Source organism: Roseateles sp. P5_E11 (assembly GCF_054049355.1).
The window spans coordinates 1-10,267 of sequence record NZ_JBFUMO010000180.1 but is presented as its reverse complement, the minus strand read 5'-3'; the positions used below and the strand labels follow the sequence as shown (position 1 = coordinate 10,267).

At 68.1% G+C, this 10,267-nt stretch carries 10 protein-coding genes and 3 pseudogenes; 4 read left to right on the top strand and 9 right to left on the bottom strand.

Annotated features, from left to right (window positions below; genetic code table 11):
• Positions 1-43 precede the first annotated feature (43 nt).
• Positions 44-970 (top strand): DMT family transporter, encoded by a 927-nt coding sequence (locus ACXJKR_RS14995; protein WP_457323504.1) that lies wholly within the window; start codon positions 44-46, stop codon positions 968-970.
• Between the two features lie 184 nt (positions 971-1,154).
• On the opposite strand, the gene ACXJKR_RS14990 is transcribed toward ACXJKR_RS14995, so the two are convergent.
• A complete protein-coding gene (locus ACXJKR_RS14990; RefSeq protein WP_457323503.1) occupies positions 1,155-1,682 on the bottom strand; it encodes an SRPBCC family protein in 528 nt (175 codons plus the stop codon).
• Positions 1,683-1,768: 86 nt separating this feature from the next.
• Here ACXJKR_RS14990 and ACXJKR_RS14985 point away from each other — a divergent pair, with 86 nt between their 5' ends.
• Positions 1,769-2,623: a phytanoyl-CoA dioxygenase family protein gene (locus tag ACXJKR_RS14985; protein WP_457323502.1), complete on the top strand. Its 855-nt coding sequence runs from the start codon at positions 1,769-1,771 to the stop codon at positions 2,621-2,623.
• Positions 2,624-2,769: 146 nt separating this feature from the next.
• Positions 2,770-3,930: a BON domain-containing protein gene (locus ACXJKR_RS14980; RefSeq protein WP_457323501.1), complete on the top strand. Its 1,161-nt coding sequence runs from the start codon at positions 2,770-2,772 to the stop codon at positions 3,928-3,930.
• A gap of 65 nt (positions 3,931-3,995) precedes the next feature.
• Here the strand turns inward: ACXJKR_RS14980 and ACXJKR_RS14975 are convergent, their stop codons facing one another.
• The 8 genes and pseudogenes from ACXJKR_RS14975 to msrP form a co-directional block, all read right to left on the bottom strand.
• A complete protein-coding gene (locus ACXJKR_RS14975; protein WP_457323500.1) occupies positions 3,996-4,415 on the bottom strand; it encodes a hypothetical protein in 420 nt (139 codons plus the stop codon).
• A 107-nt stretch (positions 4,416-4,522) separates the two neighbouring features.
• Positions 4,523-5,902, bottom strand: a complete 1,380-nt coding sequence (glmU, locus tag ACXJKR_RS14970; protein ID WP_457323499.1) for a bifunctional UDP-N-acetylglucosamine diphosphorylase/glucosamine-1-phosphate N-acetyltransferase GlmU — start codon at positions 5,900-5,902, stop codon at positions 4,523-4,525.
• Between the two features lie 75 nt (positions 5,903-5,977).
• A complete protein-coding gene (locus ACXJKR_RS14965; protein ID WP_056203113.1) occupies positions 5,978-6,601 on the bottom strand; it encodes a DUF4136 domain-containing protein in 624 nt (207 codons plus the stop codon).
• A 61-nt stretch (positions 6,602-6,662) separates the two neighbouring features.
• Entirely contained in the window at positions 6,663-7,658 is a 996-nt protein-coding gene (gene ttcA / locus ACXJKR_RS14960; protein ID WP_082532988.1) for a tRNA 2-thiocytidine(32) synthetase TtcA, read from the bottom strand.
• Between the two features lie 5 nt (positions 7,659-7,663).
• On the bottom strand, positions 7,664-8,059 hold the full coding sequence (locus tag ACXJKR_RS14955) for a dihydroneopterin aldolase (RefSeq protein WP_457323505.1): 396 nt from the start codon (positions 8,057-8,059) through the stop codon (positions 7,664-7,666).
• A gap of 312 nt (positions 8,060-8,371) precedes the next feature.
• Positions 8,372-8,911, bottom strand: a pseudogene (locus ACXJKR_RS14950) (FAD-dependent oxidoreductase); the annotation flags it as partial.
• Positions 8,912-8,936: 25 nt separating this feature from the next.
• Positions 8,937-9,563, bottom strand: coding sequence for a sulfite oxidase heme-binding subunit YedZ (locus tag ACXJKR_RS14945; protein ID WP_457323498.1), 627 nt, complete (start codon positions 9,561-9,563; stop codon positions 8,937-8,939).
• Positions 9,563-10,048: pseudogene (gene msrP / locus ACXJKR_RS14940) on the bottom strand (protein-methionine-sulfoxide reductase catalytic subunit MsrP); the annotation flags it as partial. The pseudogene msrP and the gene ACXJKR_RS14945, both read right to left, overlap by 1 nt.
• 6 nt (positions 10,049-10,054) lie before the next feature.
• Here msrP and ACXJKR_RS14935 point away from each other — a divergent pair.
• Positions 10,055-10,267 (top strand): annotated as a pseudogene (locus ACXJKR_RS14935) (molybdopterin-dependent oxidoreductase); the annotation flags it as partial.

Genomic DNA, 10,267 nt, shown 5'->3' with positions numbered 1-10,267 from the left:
GACCTTGAAACAATGGCATTCCTCGTCATTGCAAGGAAGCACCGTGTCCCCCACTACCCGTGGCGCCMTCGAGATGGGCAGTGCGATGAGCCTGCTGGGCTCGATCGGTTACTTCGTGCTGCTGTCCGGCCTGGCGCCGCTGGACGTCGTGTTCTGGCGCTGCGGCTTCGGGTTGCTGACGTTGGCGCTGATCTGCACGGTGCTGGGTCTGTGGCGCCGGCCGAGCGCGCGGGAGCTCGGGCTGGCCGTGCTGGGGGGCGTGGCCATCGTGCTGAACTGGGTGCTGCTGTTCGGCGCCTACGGCCGGGCCTCGGTGGCCGTGGCCACGGCGGTCTACAACCTGCAGCCCTTTTTGCTGATGGGCCTGGGCGTGGTGTTCTTCGGCGAGCGGCTCAGCCTGGCGCGGCTGGCCTGGGTGGCCCTGGCCTTTGCGGGCATGGTGCTCATCGTGCAGGCACGGCCGAGCGCCGGCTATGTCGGCGGCAACTTCGGGCTGGGCGTGGCGATGGCCCTGGGTGCCGCGGCGCTGTGGGCGGTGGCGGCCGTTGTCGCCAAGCGCCTGAGCGGCATGTCCGCCCCGCTGATCGCTCTGATCCAGGTCGCCGTGGGCCTGCTGATGCTGGCGCCCTTTGCCGACCTCGGCCACCTGCCGCAGACGGCACTGGGCTGGATGCCGCTGGTGGTGCTGGGCGTCGTGCACACCGGGCTGATGTACGCGCTGATGTATGCCGGCGTGCAGCGCCTGCCGACGGCGCTGCAGGGCGGCCTGTCCTTCCTCTACCCGGTGGTCGCCATCCTCGTGGACTGGCTGGCCCTGGGGCACGAACTGGCGCCGCTGCAATGGCTGGGCGCGGCGGCCATCCTGCTGGGGGCCGCGGGGTTGTTCGTTGGGCCTGTTAGCCCTGCGGAGATGGGTCGCGTTGTGGCCAGAAGGGCCGCAGGCACGACAGCAAACCGCAAGCTGGGTTGATACCCAGCGAGGATTTGCAACACAGCATGCGGCCCTTCTGGCCACAACCCTTCGGGAAGGCCCGCCGCAAGTGGCCACTCGTTGTTGCAGCCCTTGCCCGCACATGAGTGCGGGCTGCACGCTGCGTCTAGATTGGCCCCTTGCGGCGGGCCTTCGCGGCCCATCGCCGCAGGGCTAACAGGCCCTACTTCTCGGCCAGCGCCTTCAGGTTCGCCAGCCCCGCGTCGAAATCCGGCCCGACCATCTTGTCCATGAACAGGCCCATCCAGCGGTAGACCGGGTTGCTGCCCATGTCGCCGTCCATCGACCACGTCACCTGGGTGGCACCACCGTTGGTCTCGAGGCGGAAATCGCCGGTCGAGGTGGTGCCGAAGTCGGGGAAATAGAGCTCATAGCCCAGGCGCTTGGGCGCCTCGGCCGTCGTGAAGGTCATGCGGCCATCGCCCTGGCTCTTGCTCTTCCAGGCCCAGACGGCGCCGGCGCCCGAGGCGGGGCCGCTGTATTCGATGGCCATGGCCGGATCGCGCTGGTTCCAGGCGCTCCAGGCTTTCCAGCTGCGCGGATCGGCGACGAGGGCGTRGATCTTGTCCGGCGCGGCGTTGATCTTCACCGTACGCGAGAGCGTGTACTTCGGCGACAGCATCAGCCCGCCGCCCACGCACAACACCAGCAGCGCGACGATGGCGATCAGCAGGACCTTGAGCACTTTCATCGGGAGTCTCCCGGGGTGTTGACGTGGCCGCACTGTGGGCGCCCCSCACTGGTCACACAATCCGCACAACTCCTTCCTACAAGCTCATGACGAACTCCGCCGACCTTGCCTCCGTATACGCCGAACAGGGCTATCTCGTCATCCCCGGCTTCAAGACGGCCGCCGACATCGCCGCGCTGCGCCAGCGCGCCCTCGACATCGTCGATGCCTTCGATCCCGGCGAGCAGCGCCCCGTCTTCACTACCGAAGAGCAGCAGCGCCATGTCGACGACTACTTTCTCGACAGCGGCGACCAGATGCGCTGCTTCTTCGAGGAGGAGGCCTTCGATGCCGAGGGCCGGCTGCGCGTCGACAAGGCCCTGGYCATCAACAAGATCGGCCATGCGATGCACGACCTCGACCCGGTCTTCAGCGCCTTTTCCAAAGGCCAGGCGCTGCGCGGCGTGGCGGCCGAGCTCGGGCTGAAGCAGCCGCAGGTCTGGCAGAGCATGTTCATCTTCAAGCAGCCCGGCATCGGCGGTGAGGTGCGCTGGCACCAGGACGCGAGCTTCTTCGAGAGCGACCCCATCACGGTGACTACCTTCTGGTTCGCGCTGGAGGATGCGACGCTGCACAACGGCTGCCTGTGGACCGAGCCCGGCGGCCACAAGGGCGAGCGCGGCGTGCTGCGCGAGCGCTTTGTGCGCGAGGGCCGCAAGGCCTGGATGGAGCAGATCGACGCGACGCCTTGGCCCGCGGCGGATTCCCGCCAGGCCATTCCACTGGAGGTCGAGGCGGGTTCCCTGGTCGTCTTCCACGGCCTGCTGCCGCATTACTCGGCGGCGAACCGCTCCGACAAATCGCGCCATGCCTACACGCTGCATGTGACGGACGCGGCCAGCCGCTATTCACCGCGCAACTGGCTGCAGCGTGACGGCACGTTGCCGGTGGGGGGTTTCTAAGCCGCGCCCTCACAGCGGTCACAAGTACATACACCCCAAGCCCTTTGTCCTACAAGGCGAAGGAGCTTGCACCGGCATGGCGCGCCGCCGGGTCACCTCACAGTCGGCTCCATCGCAAACGTCGACAACGACGACCGGAGGCCGACATGAAATTCCCGAAATCGATGCACGCCGAGGGCTGGGCCAACCACCTGGAGGAGACCAAGCCCGAGCATCTGCCCGACGCGCTGAAGGCCGGTGGCTCCGCGCCTCTGCACGCCGCCAAGGTCCCCCCCGTCGGCGCGGCGCGATTCAAGCCGACCGGCGTTGGGGCCAAGGTGTCGGCGACGACGCCGCTTCATGCCGAAACGCCGCGTGTCGAGCCGGTTCACGCCCGACCCCAGCCCGCCACCGCATCGCTGCAGCGTGACCGGCAGATGAACTGGATGATCCCCGCCGGTGCCGGCGCCGCCCTCATCGCCGCTGTGGCCATCTGGGCCATGAACCGGCCGAGCGAGGCACCTGTCACGCCGCCCGCCATCGTGGTTGGCAGCGCCGAGCCACAGACCGAAGTTGCCGCCGCCACCCCGGCGCCGGAGACACCGGCCGCGTCACAGGCAGAGGACAGCACGACGACCACCGTCGCTGCTGCGCCAGCGCCTGCTGAGCCTGCAGCGACCACTCGTCTGGGCCCGCCGGTGACGACGACCCGGCCGGCCGCTGACGCCCCCGCTGTGGTGGCTCAGGCGCCGGCGCCCGCGGCGCGACCCGACATGGTGTTGCGCGGCGCGCCGACCAGCCCGGCTGCAACCCTGCCGCCACCGACGACCGTGGCCGCCGCGCCAGCGAACGCCCAGCCGCTCAGCGTACCGCCTGGCTCGGCGCCCATCGTGATGCCGCCCACCGCGGCCGGCCCGGTCACGGCGACGACGCCCCAAACCATGCCGCCCGCTACGCCGCCACTGGCCTCGGCAACGCCTGCTGTGCCTGACACGGTCGCCGGCTCGACGGCGCCTGGCACGTCGCCTCAAGCCCAGGCTCAAGCGCAGCCGCAACCTCCGCAGCAGCTCCTGCCGACAGCCGAGGACAGCGGCATCACGGCCAAGGTGCGCATAGCTCTCTCCGCCGATTCAACGCTGGCCGCTGTGCCCATCGCTGTCAGCACCGACCATGGCGTCGTGAAGCTGGAAGGCCAGGCACCCGACACCCAGACCCGTGAGCGAGCCACTGTCGTCGCGTCCTCAACGGGTGGCGTGAAGGCCGTCGATAACCGCCTGACGGTGCCGCCGGCTGCGGTGGTGAGCCAGGCGCCGACAAGCCAGYAATAAGCGTCCACGCCAATGGCAAAGGCGCCCTCAGGGGCGCCTTTTGCGTTTGTGCTGTGGGGCTGGGTTCAGTGGCAGTGCTGGCTGCGGGCGGGCGCCAGTTCGGCGTCAATCAGCGCTTCCTCGGTCAACTCGCGGGCGGCCTCGAGCTGCTGGCAGAGTTCGCTGATGCCGTCGTCACGGCCGCCAGTGACTGCTGGCAGCGGCGCCGCGGCAATCTCGGTGGGCAGGTCAGCCAAGGCGCCGATGAGCTGGAACAGCAGTTCCAGGCTGGCTTCGCCGTCCTGCGGCAGGTCGCGTGCGGCGCCCAGGCTGCGGGCCAGGTACCAGCAGGCTTCGGCGGCGTTGTCGCAGGCCTGGGCCTTGAGTTCGAGGGCGCGGTTGCGCGCATCCGCCTCACTCTGGGCCTGGGCGATCTCATAGGCACCCAGATCCGCCGGGACGGCATCGTCAAGCGAGAGCGCGGCAAAGTCGAGTTCGTGGGCCATGGGTACTGCGGTGTTCGTGAGACAGGGCCATCCTAACGGCGGGCTGGCCCGGCAAGTGCCCCCTCACCTCGAGCGGCGTGAAGCAATCGCCGGAACTAAGTCACTATTCAACGCTTCTTCGTGGGACGGGTCCAGCCAGTCAATGCAACTTGTTTGCCGCGGGCGACAGCGAGGTCACCGGGAGTAACGTCCTTGGTGATGGTGGAACCACCGCCAATGGTGGCGCCATTGCCGATCTTGATGGGCGCCACCAGCACGCAGTTGGAGCCGACATGAACGTCATCGCCGATCGTTGTGCGGTGCTTGTTGGCGCCGTCGTAGTTGGCCGTGATCGAACCCGCGCCATAGTTGACACGCTCGCCCACGGTGGCGTCGCCCAGATAGGCCAGGTGGTTGGCCTTGGCGCCCTTGGCCAGCGTCGAGTTCTTGACCTCGACGAAGTTGCCGATGTGCACCTCGGCGCCCAGTTGTGCGCCGGGCCGCAGGCGGGCGAAGGGGCCGATCAGCGCACCCTCGCCAACGCTGGCGCCCGCTGCTTCACCGTCGATGTGGGTGAACTCGTGGATGCGTGCGCCGGCGGCGATGGTCACGTTGCGGATCACGCAGTTGGCGCCAACGCGCACGCCATCGCCCAGGCTCACCTCGCCCTCGAAGACGCAGTTCACGTCGATCTCGACGTCCTGGCCGTGCGTCAGCGTGCCGCGCAGGTCGAAGCGGGCCGGGTCGGCCAGGCGCACGCCGGCGCGCATCAGGCCTTCCGCCTGGCGGACCTGGAAGGCGCGTTCGAGCTGGGAGAGCTGCACGGGGTCGTTGACGCCCAGCACCTCGATCTCGCTGTGGGCCTTGATGCCCAGCACGGGCAGGCCCTCGGCGACGGCCATCGCGACGATGTCGGTCAGGTAGTACTCGCCCTGGGCATTGTTGTTGGTCAGCTGGCCGACCCAGCGCTTGAGCGCTGCAGTGGGCGCGGCCATCATGCCGCTGTAGCCCTCGTGGACGAGGCGCTGCTCAGGCGTGGCGTCCTTGTGCTCGACGATGGCGAGCACGCCGCCGTCATCGGGGTCGCGGATGATGCGGCCGTAGCCGGTGGGATCGGCGAGGTCGACCGTCAGCAGCACCAGGGCGTGGCCGGCGCAGGCGTCGATGAGAGCCTTGGCCGTGGTGGTTTCGATCAGGGGCACGTCGCCGTTCAGGATCAGCGTGGTGCCTTCACCCAACAGCGCCGGCACGACCTGCTGGATGGCGTGGCCGGTGCCGAGCTGGGGCATCTGGCGCACGAAGGAGATGCCGTCAGCCGAGACGGCCGCCTCGACCTGGTCGGCGCCATGCCCGGTGATGACGATGCGCGCGCTGGCGGCCAGGGGCTCGCAGCTCTTCAGCACATGAGCCAGCAATGAGCGGCCGGCGAGCTTGTGCAACACCTTGGGCGTTGCGGACTTCATGCGGGTGCCCTTGCCCGCCGCCATGATCACGATGTTGAGCGCCATGCCTGCCTTGCGACTGCGTTTGAACGAAGCCGCGATTATGGGCAGGCGGGGCGCTGTTCCCTGCTGTCCTCGCCGCTAGCGGACGGCTTGCACGGAGACGCGATGCGATTTCGGGTTGACCTTGGGGAACTCGGCCATGGCCGCGTCGAACAGCGGCGTCAGCAGGGCGTCGCTGCCCATGGTCACGCCCTCGTTGCTGGCATGGGTCTCGAACAGGGCCTCGCCGCTGGCGCGGTCACGCATCAGCAGGGCCACGGCGCGGTCGTAGCGGCGATCGAAGAACGGATCGTGGCGCCAGCCAAAGCCGCTCCAGCCTGGCACATAGCCATAGCGCGGCGAAATGAGGCGGCCGCGCCAGCGCCACCACAGCGGGTCATCCCAGGGCACGGGGTCGTAGGCGGTGACGCGGGCGCCCAGCGTGACGAGCACGTCAGCGCTCTTCGCATCGGCGGCAGGCCTGAAGCCGGCCTTTTCCAACGCGGCCTTGGCGGCGTCTTCCAGCGTGGCCTGGCGCTTGGCGGCTTCCTCGCTCTGCTGCTGCGAGGGCAGGCGGTCGAAGGCATAGCTGCCGGGCTTGCGGTCGGCCGGCCAATTGCCATAACTGGAGACGTCAGCGGAGACCGTGTACGGGCCGGCGCAGCCGGTGAAGGCAGCGACCGAGGCAGCGGCAAGGGTGGCGAGGATCAGGCGGCGGTTCATGACGGCACCTCCATCAACGAGATGCCGTCATTCTGACCCGCTCAGATTGCCCGCGTGTAAATCAGCGTTGCAGCGTGATGACTGAAGCCTGCGCGGGTGTCGCGCAGCTTTCATCGTCGTCGAAGGCGATGTCGCCGTCGGGCTCGGCCCGGCCCGTGGCCTTCATGGTCTCGAACGGGAAGAGCTTCTTGTCCATCATGTGCGAGGGCACGACGTTGCCCATGGCCGTGAAGATGTTGTCGATACGGCCGGGGTAGCGCTTTTCCCACTCGTTGATCATGGCCTTGACCTGCACGCGCTGCAGGTTGTCCTGGCTTCCGCACAGGTTGCACGGAATGATGGGGAACTCGCGGTGTTCGGCCCAGCGCACGAGGTCGGGCTCCTTCACATAGGCCAGCGGGCGGATGACGACGTTCTTGCCGTCGTCGCTCACCAGCTTGGCCGGCATGCCCTTCATGCGGCTGCCGAAGAACATGTTCAGGAACAGCGTCGTGACCATGTCGTCGCGGTGATGGCCCAGCGCGATCTTGGTGGCGCCCAGTTCGCCGGCCACGCGGTACAGGATGCCGCGGCGCAGGCGCGAGCACAGGCTGCACGTCGTCTTGCCCTCGGGGATGAGCTTCTTGACGATGGAATAGGTGTCCTGGTTCTCGATGTGGAAGTCCACGCCGCGCGAACGCAGGTAGTTGGGCAGCACCTCCTCGGGGAAGCCGGGCTGCTTCTGGTCGAGGTTGACGGCGACGAGGCTGAACTTGATTGGCGCGCGCTGCTGCAGGTTGAGCAGGATGTCCAGCATGGCGTAGCTGTCCTTGCCGCCCGACAGACACACCATGACCTTGTCGCCGTCTTCGATCATGTTGAAGTCGGTGACGGCCTGGCCGACCTGGCGGTGCAGGCGCTTGGACAGCTTGTTGATCTCAAACGCGGCCTTCTTGTCGGCCGCGGCTTGTTCGGCGAAATCGAGGACGTCAGCGGTGCCCGGCCGCCCGAAACCGCTGACAGCCCCCTCGGGGGGCAGCTCGCCGTGCGAGCGTGGGGGCAAATCAAGTTCAGACATGTTGTTCACCATGCACCCAGTTCGGTGCTGATTGCGACTTCGCAGTCGGGAAAGATTTCGAGCTTGGTCAGCTTCAGGCGCACGCCGACGACGCCGGGCAGGCTCATCAGGCGGTTGCAGAGCTTGCCGAGCAGGGCTTCGACGAGGTCGGTGTGCTCGGCCRTGCACTCGTCGATGATGGCCGTGCGCACGCGGCGGTAGTCCAGCACATGGCCGATGTCGGCGTCGCGCGCGACCACCGGCATGGCGCCGAGGTTGACCTCGGCATCGACCTGGATGGGCTGGGGCCCGGTGCGTTCGAAGTCGAGCACGCCCAGGTTGGCGCGAAAACGCAGGCCCTGCAGATGGATGACCTGGCGGTTGTTGTAGCGCTGCGGCGCGGCGGCGACCTGCGGGCGCAGCGCCAGTTCGATCTGCTTGGCCGCCTGCACGCCATCGGCCAGTGCCGTCTGCACGCAGGGATGCCAGCGACGGCTGGCGTCACCGGCGACGAAGGCGCGTTGGCGCGAGGCCTCGTCCAGCAGCGCAAAGGCGGAAGGCTCGGGCTCGAAGCCCAGCAGTGCGGCGACAAAGTCGAAACGTTCGGCGCCGACAGTGACGCCGCGGTCGTCCGGCAGCAGGGCCTCGGGCAGTGGCGTGGCCAGTTGCACCGTGATGCGGGGGTGGGCGGTCGCCCGCTCGGCCAGGTGGATCTGGGCGCGCCAGCTGCCGCGCGACCAGACAGTCACCTCATGGCCGCGCTCGGCCAGGAAAAGGGCGTTCTCTGCGGCGTTGTCGCCGGCGCCCAGCAGCAGCACGCGCCCTGGCGACAGGGCCTCGCGGCGGGCGGTCAATTGGGAGGCGTCCAGCACGCGCTCATGCGGTACGGCGAAGTAGCGCGCCGGGCGCAACAGGCGCAGGCCGGTGGCGACGAGCAGGGCGCGGGCCTGCACATGCTCGCCGGTGGCCAGTTGCAGGGTCCAGCCTGCGGGCGTGTGGCGGGCGGACTCGGCCCGCGTGCCCAGGCGCAGCGTCATGCCCGGCGTGGCCTGGGCCTGGGCGGCGTAGTGCTCGCCCAAAGCAGCCAGGCGGGCGGCGGGCTCGCCCAGCACCCAGTCCTGGGCGAAGTTCAGGCCGGCCAGCGCGGCGCACAGGCGGGATTCGCGCTCGACGAGCAGGGCCGTCATGCCCATCTGGCCCAGCCAGGACGCGGCGCTGCAGCCGGCGGGGCCGCCGCCGAGGATGGCGACGTCAATGGAGGTGGGGTTGGGCATGGGGTGGTTCGGGCAGAACCGCGAATTATCCCAGTCGCGCCTTTTTCGTGTTCAGGCGTTTGAAGAGGCGCCACCCCAGCAGCGCGGCAAGGATCACGCCGTAGACGGCCGGCTCGGCGAAGTTGTGCTTGCCGGCTCGCATCCAGATGAAGTGCAGCAGCGCGATGACGGAGATGGCGTAGATCGTCTTGTGCAGCGCCTGCCAGCGCTTGGCGCCGAGGGCCTTGATGGCCTTGTTGAAGCTCGTTGCCGCCAGCGGCGCCATCAGCAGCCAGGCGGTGAAGCCCATCAGGATGAAGGGCCGCTTGGCGATGTCGCGGGCGATGTCGGAGAAATCCAGCCCCATGTCCAGCCAGCCATAGGCCAGCAGGTGCAGTGAGGCATAGCTGAAGGTGAACACGCCCAGCGTGCGCCGAAAGCGCGCCAGTGCGGCCAGGCCCGTCAGCTCGCGCAGCGGCGTGATGGCCAGCGTCAGCCACAGGCCGCGCAATGTCCAGTCGCCCAGGCCGCGGATGATGGCTTCGGCCGGGTTGGCACCGAGCCGGTTGGCTACGGCGCCGAAGACCAGCCACGCCAGCGGCGTAAGGCACAGCAGGAAAAGCGCCGGTTTGGCGCCGCGGCTGAGCAGCGCCGCCGTCAACGCACGCCGCATCAGAAATTGCGCTTCAGATCCATGCCCGCATAGAGCTGGCCCACTTGCGCTTCATAGCCGTTGAACATCAAGGACGGCCGCTTCTTGGCGAACAGGCCGTCTTCGCCAATGCGGCGCTCGCTGAGCTGGCTCCAGCGCGGATGGGCCACGGTGGGATTCACGTTGGAATAGAAGCCGTATTCCTGGGGTGCGCTCTCTTCCCAGCTGCTGCGCGGCTGCTTCTCGACGAAGCGGATCTTGACGATGCTCTTGGCCGATTTGAAGCCGTACTTCCAGGGCAGCACGATGCGCACCGGCGCGCCATTCTGGTTGGGCAGCACCTCGCCATACATGCCGAAGGTCAGCAGCGCCAGCGGGTGCATGGCTTCATCCATGCGCAGGCCTTCGAGGTAGGGCCAGTCCAGCACCGACGAGCGCAGCCCGGGCATCTGCGCGCGATCGGCCAGCGTCGTGAATTCGACGAACTTCGCCTTGCCGGTGGGCTCTGCTTTCTCTACCGGCTGCGCTGCGTCGAAGGTTGGAGCATGGTGATCCCGTGGGTGGGCTACTCGCTGTCAGAGCTCATCAAGAAAGCAGAGCCCACCGGCAAGGCGAAGTTCGTCGAATTCACGACGCTGGCCGATCGCGCGCAGATGCCCGGGCTGCGCTCGTCGGTGCTGGACTGGCCCTACCTCGAAGGCCTGCGCATGGATGAAGCCATGCAC

Bases quoted from the DNA above. Each gene is read 5' to 3' on its own strand.
- ttcA (WP_082532988.1), bottom strand. From the start codon at position 7,658: ATGTCTGAACTTGATTTGCCCCCACGCTCGCACGGCGAGCTGCCCCCC.
- ACXJKR_RS14945 (WP_457323498.1), bottom strand. From the start codon at position 9,563: ATGCGGCGTGCGTTGACGGCGGCGCTGCTCAGCCGCGGCGCCAAACCG.
- glmU (WP_457323499.1), bottom strand. From the start codon at position 5,902: ATGGCGCTCAACATCGTGATCATGGCGGCGGGCAAGGGCACCCGCATG.
- ACXJKR_RS14965 (WP_056203113.1), bottom strand. From the start codon at position 6,601: ATGAACCGCCGCCTGATCCTCGCCACCCTTGCCGCTGCCTCGGTCGCT.
- ACXJKR_RS14975 (WP_457323500.1), bottom strand. From the start codon at position 4,415: ATGGCCCACGAACTCGACTTTGCCGCGCTCTCGCTTGACGATGCCGTC.